Here is a 17,884-nt window from a genome sequence, read left to right as displayed (position 1 = left end):
CGACACCCAGAGCCCGCACGCGGCCTGCGTTCGCCACGCGGGTGCGGGCTCATCACACGCATAACCCGAGGCCCCGCCCTTCCCCAGGGCGGGGCCTCGGTGTGTGTTCGGTCCTACCCGCGCTACCCGCGCCCACGCGACCGCGCGGCCCGGGCAACGGTCACCACGGCCTTCTCCAACGCATACTCGGGATCGTCCCCGGCCCCCTTCACCCCGGCGTCCGCCTCGGCAACCGCCCGCAGCGCGACCGCCACCCCGTCCGGCGACCAGCCCCGCATCTGCTGCCGCACCCGGTCGATCTTCCAGGGCGGCATCCCCAGCTCCCGCGCCAGATCCGCCGGCCGCCCGCCCCGGGCGGACGACAGCTTCCCGATCGCCCGCACCCCCTGGGCCAGCGCACTGGTGATCATCACCGGCGCCACCCCGGTCGACAGCGACCACCGCAAGGCCTCCAGCGCCTCGGCCGCCCGCCCCTCCACGGCCCGGTCGGCCACGGTGAAGCTGGACGCCTCGGCCCGCCCCGTGTAGTACCGGCCGACGACGGCCTCGTCGATGGTCCCCTCGACGTCGGCGGCGAGCTGCGACACGGCGGACGCCAGCTCCCGCAGATCACTGCCGATGGCGTCGACGAGCGCCTGGGACGCCTCGGGTGTCGCGGACCGCCCGATAGCGCGGAACTCGCTGCGCACGAAGGCCAGCCGGTCCGCGGGCTTGGTCATCTTGGGGCAGGCGACCTCCCTGGCCCCGGCCTTGCGCGCCGCGTCCAGCAGGCCCTTGCCCTTGGCGCCACCGGCATGCAGCAGCACCAGCGTGATCTCCTCGGCGGGCGAGCCGATGTACGCCTTGACGTCCTTGACCGTGTCCGCGGACAGGTCCTGCGCATTGCGTACGACGACGACCTTGCGCTCGGCGAACAGCGAGGGGCTGGTCAGCTCGGCCAACGTCCCCGGCTGCAGCTGATCGGGGGTGAGGTCCCGCACGTCGGTGTCCGCGTCCGCGGCGCGCGCCGCCGCCACGACCTGCTGCACCGCGCGGTCGAGCAGCAGATCCTCCTGGCCCACCGCGACGGTGAGGGGAGCGAGCGGATCGTCGTTTGCAGTCTTCCTGGCCATCGCGCCAAGCATCCCACGCGCCACTGACAACAACGGCCCGTCCGCAGCAGAACCGGAAAGCCCACCCGGCCCCGGACACCGGGCCGCGCCCCAGGGCGCCGGGCACCGGGCCGCGCCCTCACGGCGCCGGGCGCCAAACCCACCCGGCCGGGGCGCGAGCCCTACAGGTCCTCGCGCCCTACGGTTCCTCGCGCCAGCCGTCCCACTCGGCCGCGAACTCGTCCAGTTCCTCGGCGGCCAGCCGGTCGGCCGCGTCCTCGACGACCACCAGCCACTGCGCGTCCTCGGCGTCGTCCTCGCCGGCCAAGGCGTCGCGTACGAGCTGGGGCTCCTCGGTCACCCCGAAGCGCTCCCGCAGCGCCTCCGCGACCTCCTCCGCGGCGTCGCGGTCGGGCAGCACCAGTACGTGTCTCACATCGCTCACGCCACCATCTTCCGGCACGTGAGCGATGCCGCCCCGACGGGGTCAGCCCTTCGGCACGACCTGTATGTCGAGATCGATCCGGACGCTGGAACCGACGACGGCGATGCCCTTGGCCAGCATGGTCTGCCAGCTCACGGTGAAGTCGTCGCGGTGCAGCTCCGTGGTCGCCCGGCAGGCGGCACGGGTCTCGCCCTCCATGCCGGTGCCCAGGCCCAGGTACTCGGCGTCCAGCGTGACCGTCCGGGTCACGCCGTGCAGCGTGAGCGCCCCGGTGATCGCCCAGCGGCTGCCGCCCTTGTGCACGAAGCGGTCGCTGTAGAACTCCAGCGTCGGAAAGCGCTCGACGTCGAGGAAGTCGGCGGACCTGAGGTGGTCGTCGCGCATCGCGACGTTCGTGTCGATGGACGCGGCGTCGATGACGACGTGCATCGCGGAGTCCTCGGCCCGCTCGGCCACGCGCAGCACCCCCGCGAACGTGTTGAACCGCCCGTAGACCCGAGCCATCCCGATGTGCCGCGCCGTGAACCCGACCGAGGAGTGCGTCGGCTCGACCTCCCAGTCCCCCGGCGTCGGCAGCGGCGGCGGCGCCGAGACCTGGAGCGTCACGTCACCGAGCGCCGCGTACCCGCCCTCCGCCACGGTCGCCCCACCACGGAACGGCGTGTACCCCTCGGCCGACACCGCGAGCCGGTAGTCCCCCGCGGGCACGGTCGCCACGAACGAGCCGAACGGGTCGACGCCCCCGCTCACCACCTTGCGCCCCATCGCATCGCTCACCGAGAACTCGGCTCCCCGCACCGGCTCGCTCACGGCATCGATGACCCTGCCGCTGAGCACCCCCGCCCCCGGCGGCACCGTCATCCCTGCAAGGGAACTCATATCTACTGACCGGTTAGTACGGTTTCTCCGCCAGCGGCCGAACATGTCCTACCCACCCCAGAACGCCTGAACAACTGCCTGATCTGCTGTATTCGACAAGTATTCGATCATCGCGCCCGGTTTCGAGGCAAGATGCGCCCACATGGCAAGAACCCCGACCGGCGTCATGACACCCCTCCTCCCGGCACCCACCGACCGCGCTACGGGAGCACCCTCAGCGCCCCTCCACCCCCTCCCACCACCGCGACCGCCCCGTCCCGGTCCGTCCTGAGCACGGCCGAACCACGCGCCCGCAGCGCCGCCAGCGTGCTCGGCGCCGGATGTCCGTACGGGTTGTCACGCCCCACCGAGATCAGCGCGACGCGCGGCGCGGCCCTGCGCAGCAGCTCCGGATCCTGGTACGCCGAGCCGTGATGGGCGACCTTGAGCACGTCGACCGGCGACAGCCCGGCCCCGGCGGGCGTCCTCAACAGGGCGCGCTGCGCCGGTGGTTCCAGGTCGCCGAGGAGCAGCAGGGTCAGCCCCGCGACGCGGACGAGCAGGGTCACGCTCGCGTCGTTCGGCCCGTCCGGCGCCGGGGCCCGGCCCGGCGGGGGCCACAGCACCTGCCAGTCGAGCGGGCCCGCTCTGCGCCGCTCCCCCGCCGCCGCGCGCACCACCGGGACCGCGTACCGGGCCGCCTCCCTCCGCACGGCGGCCACCTGGTCCGCCGGCTCCTCGAACCCGGTCGTCTCGATCTGTCCGACGCTCCTCCCCCGCAACACCCCGTCGAGCCCGGCCACATGGTCCGCGTGAAAGTGCGTGAGCACCACGGCCGGGATCCGGGTGACACCCAGCGAACGCAGGCACCGGTCGACGCGCAGCGGGTCGGGGCCCGCGTCCACCACCACCCCGCTCCCCGCCCCCGCCGCGAGAACCAGCGCGTCGCCCTGCCCCACGTCGCACATGACCAGGCGCCAGTCGGCCGGCGGCCACCCGGTGACGCCCCGTACAAGCGGCGCGGGCCGTACGACCACCAGAACCAGCAGCAGCGCACAGGCCCCGCAGATCCACGGCGACGTGAGCGCCCTACGCCCCGCGAGGACGAGGACCACCGTGCCGAGCGCGAGCAGCGCCCCGCCGCGCCAGCCACCCGGCCAGTCCACCCCGCTGCCGGGCAGCGCCGCCCCGGCCCGCGCGATGTCCGCGATCCACCCCGCGGGCCAACCGGCGCACCAGGCGAGCGACTTCGCGACCGGCATCGCCACCGGCGCCGTCGCCAGCGCGGCGAATCCGAGCACGGTCGCGGGCGCGACCGCGAACTCCGCGAGCAGATTGCACGGCACCGCCACCAGGCTCACCCGTGCCGCAAGCACGGCGACGACCGGAGCGCACACCGCCTGCGCGGCAGCGGCGGCCCCCAACGCCTCGGCGAGCCGCGCGGGCACCCCGCGCCCGCGCAGCGCCGCGCTCCACCGCGGAGCCAGCGTCAGCAGCGCGCCCGTGGCGAGCACCGACAGCAGGAACCCGTAACTCCGCGCCAGCCACGGGTCGTACAGGACGAGCAGCAGCACGGCCGTGGCAAGCGCCGGGATCAGGGATCTGCGGCGCCCGGTCGCGACGGCGAGCAGCGCGATCAGCCCGCACGACGCCGCCCGCAGCACGCTCGGCCCGGGCCTGCACACCACGACGAAGCCAAGTGTGAGGGCGCCGCCGAGCACCGCCGTGGTCCGCAACGGCAGCCCGATCCTGGGCGCGAGACCACGCCGCTCGACACGGTGCGCCGTGCCGGGCGGGCCGATCAACAGGGCCAGCAAAATCGTGAAGTTGGCCCCGCTCACCGCCATCAGGTGCAGCAGGTCCGTCTCCTCGAAGACGGCGTGCAACTCCGGTGTCACGCGTGCCGTGTCGCCCACGACCAACCCCGGCAGCAGAGCGCGTGCGTCGGCGTCGAGCCCGCCCGTGGCCTCGCGCAGCCCCGCCCGCAGCGCCCCGGCCACCCGCTGCGACCGGCTCGGCGCCCCCACGACCCGCGCCCGCTCCCCCGGCCCGACCCGCAGCACCGCCGCGATCCGGTCCCCGGCCACCATCGGCGGCGCGAGACTCCCCCGCACCCGCAGCCGGGCACTCGGCAGCACGGACAGCCATGAACTGCCACTGACAGGAGACCACTTGGCGGGCGCGGGGTCGGGACCGGCGGCTGCGCGAGCGGCACCGCCACCTCCGGCACCCGTGTATCCGGCGCCCGCGGCACCTCCGTGTCCGGCAGCCTCGGCACCTCCATGTCCGGCACCCCCGGCACCCCTGTGTCCGGCACCCCCGTAACCGCCGCTCACCACGACCAACACCGGCGCCCGCGTCCGCGCCGTCGCCCCGTCGGGACCCTTCACCCGCACCACGTCCGCCTCCACCAGCACCGACGTCGGCGCCGCGTGGTCCCCGCTGATCCTCGGCCGGGTGAGCCGGGCATCGGACGTCACCTCCAACTCGGCCTCCACGCGGGCGAACCGGTCCCCGAGCACCGGCACGGGACCACGCCGCAGGTCCGCCCCGTGCAGCCCGGCGGAGGCCGCCGCCGCGGCAGTGCACAGGAGCAGCGCCGCCGACGAAGGACGCCGCCAGGACCGCGCCGCACGCCCGGCCCCCGCTCGCCGCCCCAGTACCAACAGCCCCGCCCCGGCGACCGCACAGACCACCGCCACGAACCCCGCCCACCACGGCGAACCGGTCACCGTCAGCGCCGCCGTGCCCCACGCCGCGAGCGCGGGCGGCACCAGCCGCAGGTCCAGCGGCCCCTCTTGGCGCGGATGCGCGTCACCGAGCCGCCCCGCCGGGGGCGACTGCGCGTCACCGAGCCCCGCCGCGGTCGACGCCTCCCGGTCACCGCTCACGTCCGGGCGGTTCATGGTCGTCCGGCTCATGGCCGTACGAGGTTCTGAAGGTCCTCGAAGCGGCGATCGCCGATGCCGTTGACCTCGCGCAGTTCGTCGACGGAGCGGAAACCGCCGTGCTCCGTGCGGTAGTCGACGATGTGCTGCGCCAGGACGGGGCCGACACCGGGCAGGGTGTCGAGCTGTTCCAGCGTGGCCGTGTTGAGGCCGACCGGGCCGGCGGGCGGCGCCGCTCCGGCCCCTCCCGCCGGTCCGCCCGGCGACGCGGCGGCGGCCGCCGTCGGTGACGCGCCCACCACGACCTGCTCACCGTCCGCGAGGAGCCGCGCCCGGTTGATCCCGGCGGGGTCCGTGCCGGGGCGCAGACCGCCCGCCGCCCGCAGCGCGTCCGCGACGCGGGCCCCGGCGGGCAGCCGGTGGATCCCCGGCCGTCGCACCTTTCCGCTGACGTCCACAACGATCCCGGCGGCCCCGGTCGAGGCGACGGCACCGGCCCCGGCCGACCCCGAAGCTCCGGGCGGGGCGCCGACCTCCGGGGGTTCCACCGCGCGCGGCGCCGCCGCCCGCACCGTCACCGGCGCCCGCACCGGCTGCGTGCGCCCGGCCCAGAAGTGCTGCACGGCGAAGAGCCCCACCACGCCGACGAGCACGGCCAGCGCCACGGCACCGCGCCGCTCGACCCCGCACCGCGTCCGCACCCACAGCGGCAACCGGTCCCGCACCGCGCTCGCGGTGCGCTCCCGCCACGAGGGCGCCGGGGGCGGTGGTGGAGGCGGTGGAAGCGGCTCGGCCGAGGGCTCGGGCTCACGCGCCCACGACGGAACAGGGGCAGCCCGCGCCGGCTCCGGTGGCGCGAACAACGCCTCTGCCCGCAGCCGCGTCCGCTCCGCCTCGACGTGCCTGCGCCGCGCGCGGAGCCGCGCCGTGTGCCGCTGCCGGGCGCGGCTGTCGGACGCGGGTCCGCGCCCCGGCCCGCTGGATCCGTGTGCTCCGTGTGCTGTCCGTGTCAGTGATCGAAGTGCCATGCCACGAGACGGTAGGCACCGCGCCACCAAGCAGTGGATCTTGCTCAATTTCCGGGGACAACCCAGCAGTTGTGGATAACTCGGCCACCCACAGGCACCTCACACACGGCGGCGGACGGCGCCGACACCGCCCTCCCCCTCTACTCCCGAGGCGAGACCACAGCCCCCAGCAACCCCGGCCCCGTGTGCGCCCCGATCACCGCGCCCACCTCGCTGACATGCAGCTCGGCAAGGCCCGGCACCCGCTCGCGGAGCCATTCCGCGATCGCGTCCGCCCGCTCCGGCGCGGCCAGATGGTGCACGGCGATGTCCACCTGACCGCTGCCCGCCCGCTCGGCCACGATCTCCTGCAGCCGCGCGATCGCTTTCGACGACGTACGGACTTTCTCCAGGGGTTCGATGCGGCCGCCGTCGAGCTGGAGCAGCGGCTTGACCGCGAGCGCGGAGCCGAACAGCGCCTGCGCCGTGCCGATCCGGCCGCCCCTGCGCAGATAGTCCAGCGTGTCGACGTAGAAGTAGGCCGAGGTGCCCGAGGCCCGCTTCTCCGCCGCGTTGACCGCCTCGTCGACGGTGCCGCCCGCGTCGGCCGTCTCCGCCGCCGCGAGTGCGCAGAAGCCGAGCGCCATGGCCACCATCCCGGTGTCCACGACGCGCACCGGGACCGGTGCCTCGCGCGCGGCCAGCACCGCGGCGTCGTACGTCCCGGAGATCTCGGCGGACAGGTGCAGCGAGACGATGGCATCGGCGCCGGACTCGGCGACCTTGCGGTAGGTCTCGGCGAACTGCTCCGGGCTCGGTCTCGACGTCGTCACCGACCGCCGCTTCTGCAGGGCCTCCGCGACCGAGCGGGCGGAGATCTCCGTACCCTCCTCGAGCGCCCGGTCACCCAGGACCACGGTCAACGGCACCGCCGTGATGCCGTGGCGCTCCATCGTCCGCTGCGGCAGGTAGGCCGTTGAATCGGTGACGATCGCGACATGGCGGGACATGCACCGGAGATTACCTGCCGCGGTCGCCCGACGGCAGCCCGGCCCCTTTCTGTCGGCCAACGTCCGACACCGGTCGCCGAGCGATCAAGTCGTGCTCTCCGGACGGGGTTTCTTCTCCCACGGATACGCGGGCCGTACACCTGGCGGAGTGATCGCGGCGCGGTTCCGCGCCCGGTCGGGTCCCTGTCCGGCTTCTGCCCCGGACTCCGGCGCGGTCCCCGGCCCGGTGGCCCCCTGCTCGGTCGTCCAGTGCCGCAGCGCCCCGGCCTCCACGTCGATCTGCGCGCTCAGCGCGTCCAGATCGTCGCTCGCGAACCGGCTGGCCCGGTCGCGGGCCGCGTGCCGCAGCGCGTCGGCGGACGACGTGATCCGCTCGGTGAGCGTCCGCAGCTCCGGCAGCGCCCGCGCCACCTGCCCCTTGTCGGGCTCGCTCTCCAGGCGCTTGAGCTCGGCGTCCACCTCGTGCCCGTGCGCGCTCAGGCGCTCGAAGAGGCCGAGGGACTCCTTGAGGGACTCGTCCTCGGCCACGCGCGCGTGCAGCGCGTCCTGTGTGGCGCGCATGGAGGTGCGCAGCCTCAGGCGCAGCTGCGCCACCTCGGCCGCCGCGCCGGGCTGCGCGTAGCTCCTGGCGCGCAGCGTGGTGTCCTCGACCGCCCGCCGTGCCTGCTCGACCTTGCGGTCGACGCCGCGCTTGGCCGCGCCGACCGCCTTCACGGTCACGTAGCCCCCGAACGCCAGGAAGGCGACGAAGATCAGCGCGATGATGAGTAGTACGGCTTCCACAGCGCTCTCTCCTCCAGGTCGCCCCGCCCAACCGTTCTCTCCACCGTAAACGGAGCGGGCAGGCCGAGGGTTCCAGCGGAACCCCCAACCTGCCCGTAGGGAACAACCCTGAGCGCCGTGCGCGACGAACTACGCGGGGACGATGTTCACCAGCTTCGGCGCCCGCACGATGACCTTGCGGATGCCGGCGCCGTCCAGCGCGGCGACGACCTTCTCGTCGGCCAGGGCGAACTTCTCCAGCTCCTCGTCGGAGATCGACGGGGAGACCTCCAGGCGCGCCTTGACCTTGCCCTTGATCTGCACGACGCAGGTCACGGTCTCGTCGACCAGGTACTCCGGGTCGGCGACCGGGAAGTCCTGGTGGACGACGGAGTCGCTGTGGCCCAGCTTGCGCCACAGTTCCTCGGCGACGTGCGGGGCCAGCGACGCGACCAGCAGCACCAGGCGCTCGGCCACGGAGCGCGGCAGCGAGCCACCCGCGTACGACTTCACCAGGTGGTTGTTCAGCTCGGTGACCTTGGCGATGGCGGTGTTGAACCGCATGCCCTCCAGGTCGCCGCGCACGCCGTCGATCGCCTTGTGCAAGGCGCGCAGCGTGGCCACGTCGATGTCCGCCTCGGGCACGTCCACGACGGTGACCTCACCGGTCGCCTCGTCGACGACGTTGCGCCACAGGCGCTGCAGCAGCCGGAACTGGCCGACGACCGCGCGCGTGTCCCAGGGTCGGGAGACGTCCAGCGGGCCCATCGCCATCTCGTACAGACGCAGGGTGTCCGCGCCGTACTCGGCGCAGATCTCGTCCGGCGTGACGGCGTTCTTCAGGGACTTGCCCATCTTGCCCAGCAGGCGGGAGACCTTCTCGCCCTGGTAGTAGTACGCGCCGTCGCGCTCCTCCACCTCGGCGGCCGGTACGGCGATCCCGCGCGCGTCACGGTAGACGTACGCCTGGATCATGCCCTGGTTGTACAGCTTGTGGAACGGCTCGGCCGACGAGATGTGGCCCAGGTCGAACAGCACCTTCGACCAGAAGCGCGCGTACAGCAGGTGCAGCACGGCGTGCTCGGCGCCGCCCACGTACAGGTCGACACCGCCGGTGGGGATGCCCTCGCGGGGGCCCATCCAGTACTGCTCGATCTCCGGGTCGACCAGCTTCTCGCTGTTGCGCGGGTCCAGGTAGCGCAGCTCGTACCAGCAGGAGCCCGCCCAGTTGGGCATCGTGTTGGTCTCGCGGCGGAAGCGGCGCGGGCCGCGGCCGTCGCCCAGGTCCAGCGTGACGTTGACCCAGTCCTCGTTGCGCGACAGCGGCGTCTCGGGCTGCGTGTCGGCGTCGTCCGGGTCGAAGGTGCGCGGGCTGTAGTCCTCGACCTCGGGCAGCTCCAGCGGCAGCATCGACTCGGGCAGCGCGTGGGCGATGCCGTCCTCGTCGTAGGCGATCGGGAAGGGCTCGCCCCAGTAGCGCTGGCGGCTGAACAGCCAGTCGCGCAGCCGGAAGTTGACCGTGCCGTGGCCGATGCCCTTGCGCTCCAGCCACTCGGTCATCCGTGCCTTGGCGTCGGCGACGTTCAGGCCGTCCAGGGAGACGTCGTCGCCGCTGGAGTTGACCAGCTTCGCGTCGCCCGAGACGAACGCGTCGTCCCAGGTCGCCGGGTCGGTGCCGCGGTCGTCCGACGGCTCGACCACGCAGCGCATCGGCAGCTCGAAGGCGCGCGCGAAGGCGAAGTCACGGCTGTCGTGCGCCGGGACGGCCATGATCGCGCCGGTGCCGTAGCCCATCAGCACGTAGTCGGCGATGAAGACCGGGACCTGCTCGCCGCTGACCGGGTTGGTCGCGTACGCGCCCGTGAAGACGCCGGTCTTGTCCTTGGCCTCGGCCTGGCGCTCGACGTCGGACTTCGACGCGGCCTGCTTGCGGTAGGCGGCGACCGCGTCGGCGGGGGTCGCGTGACCGCCCGTCCACACGTCGTGCGTGCCCTCCGGCCAGGCGGCCGGGACGATCTTCTCGACCAGGTCGTGCTCGGGGGCCAGCACCATGTAGGTGGCGCCGAACAGGGTGTCCTGGCGGGTCGAGAAGACGGTGATCTTCTCCTCGCCGGAGCCGTCGGCGTCCGGCACCGCGAAGTCGATGCGCGCGCCCTCGGAGCGGCCGATCCAGTTGCGCTGCTGCAGCTTGATCGCCTCGGGCCAGTCCAGGCCGTCCAGGTCCTCCAGCAGGCGGTCCGCGTAGGCGGTGATGCGCATGTTCCACTGGCGCAGCTTGGCCTTGAAGACCGGGAAGTTGCCGCGCTCGGAGCGACCGTCGGCGGTGACCTCCTCGTTGGCCAGGACGGTGCCCAGGCCCGGCGCCCAGTTCACGGGCGCGTCGGAGGCGTACGCCAGGCGGTACTCGCCCAGGACGTCGGCGCGCTCGGCCTCGGTCAGCTCGTTCCAGGAGCCGCCGCCGGGGACGGCGCGCTCACCGGTCTCGAACTGCTTGACCAGGTCGGCGATGGGCCGCGCCCTGTTCAGCTCGGTGTCGTACCAGGAGTTGAAGATCTGCAGGAAGATCCACTGCGTCCACTTGTAGTACTCCGGGTCGATCGTGGCGAACGACCGGCGCATGTCGTGGCCCAGGCCCAGGCGGCGCAGCTGCGCCTTCATGTTCTCCATGTTGGCCTCGGTCGACGTGCGCGGGTGGGTGCCCGTCTGCACGGCGTACTGCTCGGCCGGCAGGCCGAACGCGTCGAAGCCCAGGGTGTGCAGCACGTTGTGGCCCGTCATGCGCTGGAAGCGCGCGAAGACGTCCGTGGCGATGTAGCCCAGCGGGTGGCCGACGTGCAGGCCCGCACCGGAGGGGTACGGGAACATGTCCATGATGAACTTCTTGGGCCGCGCCGCGACCTGCGGGTCGCCCGCCAGGTCGCCGCTCGGGTTGGGCGCCTCGTACGTGCCGTCCTCGGCCCAGAAGTCCTGCCAGCGTGCCTCGATGTCGGCGGCCATGGCCGCCGTGTAGCGGTGCGGCGCGACCGCCGCCTCGGAAGCGGCGGCGGTGTTCGTCTCGCTCATGATCCTCAAAGCTCCATCGATCGTCTCTGCCAGCAGCCCAGCGCTTAGGAAATGAAAAAGCCCCTCGCACAGGAGGGGACGCCGCGCCGATTCCGACCACTCACCTCTGGGGCGGGTCGGGACTGATCAGCGCGGCTCGCTAAGCAGAAGGCGTACGGCACGCATGGCGTCAGGGTACCGCAGCCCTCGCTCGGCCCGCGACGGGCTTCCTTCCGCCCCGCCGAACCCACGGGTTACTCGGCGTACCGACCGCTATCGGGACAACACCAAGACGTCACGTCTACTGACGAGTCCTAGATAACAGCGAGATAACTCAAACCTCGTACTGCCCGGTATGCATCGACCTAGAGTGCGGGCTGTGGGACCACCGTGCCGAACCATTTCGGAGTCGCACCCATGAACCCTCGAACCCCTCACGCCCTGAACTCCCCTCGTAACAGCCGGAGTTCACGCACCCCCGGCATCAGTCGCAGGACGAGAACAGGGCTGCTCATCGCGGGAGTCGTCCTCCTGCTGCCCGTGCTCGTGGTCACCGGGAGCGACGCCGTGCGGACGACGCTCGACTTCGGCGCGGGCGTGCTCTCCCTGGTCTCCCTGACCTCGTCCGTCGTCTGGGGCCTGGTCGCGTCCGACCGGGTCTTCCTCACCTCGCGGCAGCGGCTGCTCGCCCAGGCCGTGCACCGGATCACGGCCGTCGCCTCGCTCGTCTTCCTGCTGCTGCACATCAGCGTGAAGCTCGCGCTCTCGCACGTCACCCTGCTCGGCGCGCTGATCCCGTTCTCCGGCGGCTTCAGCGGCAGCGCGGGCCTGGTCGGCCTGGGCGTGAGCGCCGGAATCCTGATGGTCACCACGGGCGTCACGGGCGCGCTGCGCAGCTCCATGGCCTCCCCCGCCCTGCTCGCCGCCCGCTGGCGCGCCACCCACATGCTCGCCTACCCGGCCTGGTGCTTCGCCCTCATGCACGGCCTCTACGCGGGTCGGCCCGCGAAGGCGTACGTGACGGTCCTGTACTGCCTGGCCCTGGCCGCGGTCGCCGGCGCGGTCGCACTGCGGGCGGCGCCGCAGGCCGTGCGGCGCAAGGTGGCGGTGCGCATCCTGGAGTTCCTGGACGCGGGCCCGCGCGCGAGCGGCGCGAGGCGGGCCGGGTCGCCCCTCCAGCAGCGCCCGCAGCCCTTCCAACAGCCCCCGCAGCCCCGCCAGGAGCCCGCGCCCACCCCGCAGCCCGCCTTCGTCCCCGCTCCCCCGGCCTTCGAGCCGACACCCCCGGCACCGGCCGACATCGGCTTCGCGGCCGCCTACCGCGCGGTGTCCGCCGTCCCCCGCTCGGAGCTGCCCACACAGTCGGTCCCGTATCCGCAGCAGTACGCGGCGGACCCCGCACCCACCGAGCGCTGGCCCTCCCCCTCGCCGCCCCCACCGGCCGAGGCCCCGCCCTCCCTGTACGACCCGGCGTACGACACCCCCTACGCAGGCGTGCCCGGCTATCCCGCCGCCTACGGGGACGGCACGAACAGCGGCGCCCACGAAGACCTCTACAGGCAGGCGCCCGACCACGAAGAGGCACCCGATCCCACCGAACCGCTCCCCGGCCCCTACCAAGCACCCGCTTCCGGCGAGCCCTGGACCACGCCCTACGGAGGCACGCAGTGAACACGGCACTGCCCGACGTCCCGGAGGTCCGGGTCGTCGGTCTTCCCCAGCTCACCTCGGGGTTCGACCTCGTGGAGCGGCTCGACCTCGACATGCACCTGAAGGTGCACGGACCACTGGAGCCCATGGCGGGCGAACAGCTCGCACAACTGGCACAGGCGATATCCCTGCGCGGCCGGGGCGGCGCGGGCTTCCCCTTCGCCAAGAAGCTGCGCGCGGTCGCGGAGTCGGCGATCCGGCGCGGCGTACGCCCGGTGGTCGTCGTCAACGGCAGCGAGGACGAACCCGCCTGCCGCAAGGACACCGTGCTGATCAACCGGGCGCCGCACCTGATCCTGGACGGCGCCCTGCTCGTCGCGGAGGCGATCGGCGCACGCACCCTCGTCGTCGGCGTGACCCGCGACAGCACCGAGGCGTCGATGCAGGCGGCACTCGCCGAGCGGGGTCTGACGAACCGCAGGGGCGCACCGCTCCGCGCGCGCGTGCAGCGCAATCCGGTGCGCATGGTCACCGGGGAGTCCTCGGCCCTGATCCGCTCGGCCGACGGCGGCCCGCCGATGCCGCCGGGCCGCAAGGTCCGCGCCTCCGACTCCGGCGTCGGCGGCGCCCCCACGCTCCTGTCGAACGCGGAGACCTTCGCCCAACTCGCCATCGCCTGCCGCACCGGGGCCGAGCGCTACTGCCGCACGGGCCTGCACGACGAGCCCGGCACGGTGCTGCTCACGCTCTCCGGGGCGGTCGCCCACCCGATGGTCCTGGAGGCGCCGTCCGGCGTCCCGCTGCGCTACGTACTCCAGCTCGCGGGCGCTCCCCCGCTCCCCCAGGGCGTCCTCACCGGCGGCTATCACGGCAAGTGGCTGGACGGGATGGGGGCGCAGGACGCCATCGTCTCCCGCGCCTCCCTGGAGGCCTCGGGCGGTGCGCTCGGCGCCGGGGCGATCCTGCCGATCGGCCCGGACACCTGCCCCCTCGGCGAGGCCCTGAAGGTGGCGCAGTGGCTGGCCTCGGAGAGCGCGGGCCAGTGCGGCCCCTGCTACCTGGGGCTTCCGGCGGCGGCGCGCGGCCTGGAGGACGTACTGAACGGGGGCGGGCCGACCGCCCTGGAGGCGCTGCGGGAAGTCACGCGCGCGGTGAAGCGGCGCGGGGCGTGCAAGCATCCGGACGGTTCGGCGGCGTTCATCGAGTCGACGATCTCGGCGTTCACCGACGACCTGGCGGCGCACGTCCTCGGCGCCGGCTGCGGCCGCCCGGTGCTCGGGGTGCTGCCGCTGCACACGGAGGCCCCGGCGGGCGCGGCGCCCAGCGGGAAGCGGCTCGCCGTCGACTGGACGCTGTGCCGGGGGCACGGGCTGTGCGCGGACATCGTGCCGGAGCTGCTGCAGTTGGGCCCGGACGGATTCCCGACGGTCGCGGAGGCGGCGGTGCCCGCCTACTCGGAGGCGAACGCGGTGCGGGCCGTGCGCCGCTGCCCCGCGCTGGCGCTGCGCATCGAGGAGGACGCCTCGGCGGCTTCGCAGGACCGGCGCCCGTCGCGCCCCGCGCTTCCGCCGGGCCGCAGCCGCGCCCGAAGATAGCGAGCCCCCGCTGCATACGAAGGCGGACACACGAAGGCAGACACACGAAAGCGGACACACGAAAGCGGGCCATCCGAATCGGATGGCCCGCCTTCAAGTTCCTGTGGAGCTAAGGAGAATCGAACTCCTGACCTCCTGCATGCCATGCAGGCGCTCTACCAACTGAGCTATAGCCCCGTACTGTGGTCCTCCGGGGCTTCCCTGTCGGTCTCCCCGGCGGCGACGCCAACATTACACGGTCACCGGGGTGCATCACCAAATCGTTTCCCTTCCGCCCCCTTCTGTATGGAAAAGTCGCCGATGCCGACTACTAGTGTGGCCTCACGTGACTGTGCTCGCCCTGCCCCGCACCCGCCACGTACCGACCGCACTCGGCGCCTGTCTGCTCTCGTTCGCGGTCTTCGTGATCGCGCAGCACGTGGCCCGGGTCTCGATGATCGACCTGATGGTCTACCGGGCGGAGGGCTGGACGGTCCGCACGGGCGGCGACCTGTACGCGCTGCGCGCGACCTACGCCGATCTGCCCACCACCTACCCACCGTTCGCCGCGCTGCTGTTCCTGCCGCTGACGTTCCTCGACGTGGTGACCATGAAGGTCGCCGCGACCGCCCTGAACCTCGCCCTCCTCGTCGCCCTGGTGCACCTCTCCCTGCGCCTCGTACGACGCCACCACGCGCGCGTGGAGCACGCCCTGTGGGTGGCGGCCGTCGCCGTGTGGTGCGAGCCGGTGTGGACGACGCTGCGCTACGGGCAGATCAATCTGCTGCTCGCCGTGCTCGTCCTGTGGGACCTGACGCGGCGGCCGGGACACCGCTGGGTCGGCGTGGGCATCGGCATCGCGGCGGCGATCAAGCTGACGCCCGCGCTGTTCGCCGTCTTCCTGCTGTGCACGGCGCTCGCGCAGTTGGCGCGCGGCGGGTCCTGGCGGCCGTGGATGCGCGGGGCGTGCGTGGCGGCGGGCTCGTTCGTCTGCGTGACCCTGCTGACGGCCCTCGTCCTGCCGCGCGACTCCCGGCACTTCTGGACGCGGACGGTCTTCGAGTCGAACCGGCCGGGGCACGCGGAGGAGACCGGGAACCAGTCGCTGCGCGGCGTGCTCGCCCGGCTGCTGCACACCGGTGATCCGGGCGCGTGGTGGGCCGCTGCGGCCGCCGTGACGGTCCTCGCCGGGCTCGCGGTCGCGGTCACGGCGGCACTGCGCGGGCGGCGGGCCCAGGCGGCGGTGGCGTGCGCGACGACGGCACTCCTCGTCAGCCCGGTCTCGTGGTCGCACCACTGGGTCTGGTGCGTGCCGTTGGTGCTGTTCGTGTGGGAGTCGGGCCGTCAGAAGGCCGCGCTTGCCCTCACCTTGGCGTTCTGCACGTACGCGCTGTGGTGGGTGCCGCACACCCACGGGCGCCCCGAACTCCACCAGAACGTGGGGCAGTCACTGCTTTCGGCGCTCTACGTAGGAGTGGCCTGCGCCTTCCTGGCGTACTCCGCGGTCAGGCTGTGGCGAACGAATAGAACCGCTTGAGCGTGCAGTGCTCGTCGAGGAGCCGGCCGTAGATCGGCTCGCCCTCCAACTCCCGGTACGTCTCGATCGGGTCGCCTTTTATGATCAGCGCCCGCGCGCATTCCTCGCACCAGTACTGGTAGTCGGGATTCAGCGGCTCCATGTCGCGCACGATGGGCGTGCCGCTGTCGCACCAGTCGCACTTCCTCCTGTGTGACCCCATGTCGTTCCGCTCAGCTCCAGCTGTGGCCGCAGGCCGTGCACACGTAAGAGATCCCGCCGTTGTCACCGAGCATCTGGGCGACGTGGGCGGAGCCGCAGGACGGACAGTTGAGGGACGGGGAAGCTGCGGAACCGGCAGGGGGGTCGGCGGGTATCACTGCCATGCCGAGGAAGCCGTCGGCCTCCTCGATGATGCTCAAGGGCATCGCGCACTCCCTCCCCAGCGGGCCGCCTTCGTCGGTCGGACTCAGCCCCGTTCCGGCCGTCCGATTCTGCCACGGCGGAAGCGACCCGGTCAGCGACGCCCGCGTACCAGTCCGGACACGACGTCCCACGACGTCCACAGAGGTATACGCCCCGCAAGCCCCGGCGCTTCAACCCTGCGGCGAAAATCGGAAACGAAAAATCCCGCCCCTTACGGGACGGGATCTGTCATTCCTGTGGAGCTAAGGAGAATCGAACTCCTGACCTCCTGCATGCCATGCAGGCGCTCTACCAACTGAGCTATAGCCCCTTGCGTTCTTCCCCCCTCCGGGCTTTCCCCCGGCGGGCCGAACAAGAAGAACTTTAGCCTGCGACCTGCCGGAAAGTGAAATCCGGTCCCCGCGGCCCGCGGGGACCCGTCCCGGCAGGCGCCTAGTCGTCGTCGCCGAGGACCGGTTCCGGCAGCGTGCCCGCGTTGTGCTCCAGCAGACGCCAGCCGCGGGCGCCCTCGCCGAGGACGGACCAGCAGCAGTTCGACAGGCCGCCGAGGCCCTCCCAGTGGTGCGACTCCAGGCCGAGCAGCCGGCCGATGGTGGTGCGGATGGTGCCGCCGTGGCTGACCACGACGAGCAGGCCGTCGTCGGGCAGCTTGTCCGCGTGCCGCAGCACGACGGGCGCGGCCCGGTCGGCGACCTCGGTCTCCAGCTCGCCACCGCCGCGGCGCACGGGCTCGCCGCGCTTCCACGCCGCGTACTGCTCGCCGTACCTGGCGATGATCTCCTCGTGCGTGAGCCCCTGCCACTCACCGGCGAACGTCTCGCGCAGGTTCTCGTCGTACGTGGCGTCGAGGCCGGTCAGCGCGGTCAGTTCGGCGGCCGTGGCCGCGGCCCGCTTGAGGTCGGACGCGACGATCGCGTCCGGCCGCAGGGAGGCGAGCAGCCGGGCGGCGCGGCGGGCCTGGGCGACACCGGCGTCGGTCAGCTCGATGTCCGTGGTGCCCTGGAAGCGGCGCTCCAGGTTCCAGGCGGTCTGGCCGTGGCGCCACAGGATGACGCGCCGCCCACGAGAGGTGCTGGTCACAGCACCTCACCGCCGAGCTCCCGCATCTCCTCGGCCGCGGCCTCCCGCTCCTTGGCGTGCTCCTCGCCCTTGCCGCGCGTGGCCTTGGCGTCCTCGGGCAGGTCGAGCTCGGGGCAGTCCTTCCACAGCCGCTCCAGGGCGTAGAAGACGCGCTCCTCGCTGTGCTGGACGTGGACGACGATGTCGACGTAGTCGAGCAGGATCCAGCGGGCGTCGCGGTCGCCCTCACGGCGCACCGGCTTCGCGCCGAGCTCCTTGTTCAGCTTCTCCTCGATCTCGTCGACGATCGACTTGACCTGGCGGTCGTTGGGCGCCGACGCGAGCAGGAAGGCATCCGTGATGGACAGCACATCGCTGACGTCGTAGGCGATGATGTCGTGCGCGAGCTTGTCTGCGGCCGCCTGCGCGGCGACGTTGATGAGCTCGTGGGAACGGTCGGTGGCGGTCACTACAAGGCTTTCCGTCGGCGGTCTGGAGCCCCCCGGAGATCCCTCGGGGGGTACTCCAAGGGTCTCACGGCCCGCCGACACCCCTC

At 72.7% G+C, this 17,884-nt stretch carries 15 protein-coding genes and 2 tRNA genes; 3 read left to right on the top strand and 14 right to left on the bottom strand.

Going from position 1 to position 17,884, the window contains the following annotated elements; all coding sequences use genetic code 11:
- Window positions 1–122: 122 nt before the first annotated feature.
- The 8 genes from holA to leuS all read right to left on the bottom strand — a co-directional run bounded on the left by holA (window position 123) and on the right by leuS (window position 11,124).
- The gene (gene holA, locus ACY34M_RS02290) at window positions 123–1,112 is read right to left on the bottom strand and encodes a DNA polymerase III subunit delta (RefSeq protein ID WP_462717322.1); all 990 of its coding nucleotides are present in this window, start codon (window positions 1,110–1,112) and stop codon (window positions 123–125) included.
- Window positions 1,113–1,290: 178 nt separating this feature from the next.
- Window positions 1,291–1,536: a hypothetical protein gene (locus ACY34M_RS02285; RefSeq protein WP_462717321.1), complete on the bottom strand. Its 246-nt coding sequence runs from the start codon at window positions 1,534–1,536 to the stop codon at window positions 1,291–1,293.
- A 42-nt stretch (window positions 1,537–1,578) separates the two neighbouring features.
- Window positions 1,579–2,460: a YceI family protein gene (locus ACY34M_RS02280; protein WP_462717320.1), complete on the bottom strand. Its 882-nt coding sequence runs from the start codon at window positions 2,458–2,460 to the stop codon at window positions 1,579–1,581.
- Window positions 2,461–2,615: 155 nt separating this feature from the next.
- Window positions 2,616–5,315 carry a ComEC/Rec2 family competence protein gene (locus tag ACY34M_RS02275; RefSeq protein ID WP_462717319.1) on the bottom strand — a complete coding sequence of 900 codons (2,700 nt, stop codon included), beginning with the start codon at window positions 5,313–5,315 and terminating at the stop codon, window positions 2,616–2,618.
- Window positions 5,312–6,310 (bottom strand): helix-hairpin-helix domain-containing protein, encoded by a 999-nt coding sequence (locus ACY34M_RS02270; protein WP_462717318.1) that lies wholly within the window; start codon window positions 6,308–6,310, stop codon window positions 5,312–5,314. The genes ACY34M_RS02275 and ACY34M_RS02270 overlap by 4 nt, the downstream gene beginning before the upstream one ends.
- Window positions 6,311–6,450: 140 nt before the next feature.
- Entirely contained in the window at window positions 6,451–7,299 is an 849-nt protein-coding gene (locus tag ACY34M_RS02265; RefSeq protein WP_462717317.1) for a DegV family protein, read from the bottom strand.
- 84 nt (window positions 7,300–7,383) lie between these two features.
- The gene (locus tag ACY34M_RS02260; protein ID WP_462717316.1) at window positions 7,384–8,082 is read right to left on the bottom strand and encodes a hypothetical protein; all 699 of its coding nucleotides are present in this window, start codon (window positions 8,080–8,082) and stop codon (window positions 7,384–7,386) included.
- A 129-nt stretch (window positions 8,083–8,211) separates the two neighbouring features.
- Window positions 8,212–11,124, bottom strand: coding sequence for a leucine--tRNA ligase (leuS, locus tag ACY34M_RS02255; RefSeq protein WP_462717315.1), 2,913 nt, complete (start codon window positions 11,122–11,124; stop codon window positions 8,212–8,214).
- A gap of 396 nt (window positions 11,125–11,520) precedes the next feature.
- Here leuS and ACY34M_RS02250 point away from each other — a divergent pair, with 396 nt between their 5' ends.
- Entirely contained in the window at window positions 11,521–12,774 is a 1,254-nt protein-coding gene (locus tag ACY34M_RS02250; protein WP_462717314.1) for a cytochrome b/b6 domain-containing protein, read from the top strand.
- A complete protein-coding gene (locus tag ACY34M_RS02245; protein ID WP_462717313.1) occupies window positions 12,771–14,348 on the top strand; it encodes an NADH-ubiquinone oxidoreductase-F iron-sulfur binding region domain-containing protein in 1,578 nt (525 codons plus the stop codon). Before ACY34M_RS02250 ends, ACY34M_RS02245 begins: the two co-directional genes overlap by 4 nt.
- Window positions 14,349–14,452: 104 nt before the next feature.
- Here the strand turns inward: ACY34M_RS02245 and ACY34M_RS02240 are convergent.
- Window positions 14,453–14,525 (bottom strand) — tRNA-Ala (locus ACY34M_RS02240).
- A gap of 148 nt (window positions 14,526–14,673) precedes the next feature.
- On the opposite strand from ACY34M_RS02240, the gene ACY34M_RS02235 reads away from it, so the two are divergent.
- Entirely contained in the window at window positions 14,674–15,864 is a 1,191-nt protein-coding gene (locus ACY34M_RS02235; RefSeq protein WP_462717312.1) for a glycosyltransferase 87 family protein, read from the top strand.
- Here ACY34M_RS02235 and ACY34M_RS02230 read toward each other — a convergent pair.
- The 5 genes from ACY34M_RS02230 to rsfS all read right to left on the bottom strand — a co-directional run bounded on the left by ACY34M_RS02230 (window position 15,833) and on the right by rsfS (window position 17,798).
- Window positions 15,833–16,066: a hypothetical protein gene (locus tag ACY34M_RS02230; RefSeq protein ID WP_462717311.1), complete on the bottom strand. Its 234-nt coding sequence runs from the start codon at window positions 16,064–16,066 to the stop codon at window positions 15,833–15,835. The two genes, ACY34M_RS02235 and ACY34M_RS02230, sit on opposite strands and share 32 nt — an antisense overlap.
- Window positions 16,067–16,076: 10 nt before the next feature.
- Entirely contained in the window at window positions 16,077–16,271 is a 195-nt protein-coding gene (locus ACY34M_RS02225) for a hypothetical protein (protein ID WP_462717310.1), read from the bottom strand.
- A 235-nt stretch (window positions 16,272–16,506) separates the two neighbouring features.
- Window positions 16,507–16,579: transfer RNA gene (locus ACY34M_RS02220), tRNA-Ala, on the bottom strand.
- Between the two features lie 122 nt (window positions 16,580–16,701).
- Window positions 16,702–17,349, bottom strand: coding sequence for a histidine phosphatase family protein (locus ACY34M_RS02215; RefSeq protein ID WP_462717309.1), 648 nt, complete (start codon window positions 17,347–17,349; stop codon window positions 16,702–16,704).
- Window positions 17,346–17,798, bottom strand: a complete 453-nt coding sequence (gene rsfS, locus ACY34M_RS02210; protein WP_462717308.1) for a ribosome silencing factor — start codon at window positions 17,796–17,798, stop codon at window positions 17,346–17,348. The genes ACY34M_RS02215 and rsfS overlap by 4 nt, the downstream gene beginning before the upstream one ends.
- Window positions 17,799–17,884 lie beyond the last annotated feature (86 nt).

The sequence above is a fragment of the Streptomyces sp. EDA2-14 genome (assembly GCF_054963755.1).
This window is presented reverse-complemented; position numbering and strand designations above follow the sequence as displayed.

Coding starts and splice junctions, on each gene's coding strand:
- ACY34M_RS02250 (WP_462717314.1), top strand. CDS start 11,521: ATGAACCCTCGAACCCCTCACGCCCTGAACTCCCCTCGTAACAGCCGG.
- ACY34M_RS02275 (WP_462717319.1), bottom strand. CDS start 5,315: ATGAGCCGGACGACCATGAACCGCCCGGACGTGAGCGGTGACCGGGAG.
- ACY34M_RS02280 (WP_462717320.1), bottom strand. CDS start 2,460: ATGTTCGGCCGCTGGCGGAGAAACCGTACTAACCGGTCAGTAGATATG.
- ACY34M_RS02270 (WP_462717318.1), bottom strand. CDS start 6,310: ATGGCACTTCGATCACTGACACGGACAGCACACGGAGCACACGGATCC.
- ACY34M_RS02225 (WP_462717310.1), bottom strand. CDS start 16,271: ATGCCCTTGAGCATCATCGAGGAGGCCGACGGCTTCCTCGGCATGGCA.
- leuS (WP_462717315.1), bottom strand. CDS start 11,124: ATGAGCGAGACGAACACCGCCGCCGCTTCCGAGGCGGCGGTCGCGCCG.
- ACY34M_RS02265 (WP_462717317.1), bottom strand. CDS start 7,299: ATGTCCCGCCATGTCGCGATCGTCACCGATTCAACGGCCTACCTGCCG.
- holA (WP_462717322.1), bottom strand. CDS start 1,112: ATGGCCAGGAAGACTGCAAACGACGATCCGCTCGCTCCCCTCACCGTC.
- ACY34M_RS02230 (WP_462717311.1), bottom strand. CDS start 16,066: ATGGGGTCACACAGGAGGAAGTGCGACTGGTGCGACAGCGGCACGCCC.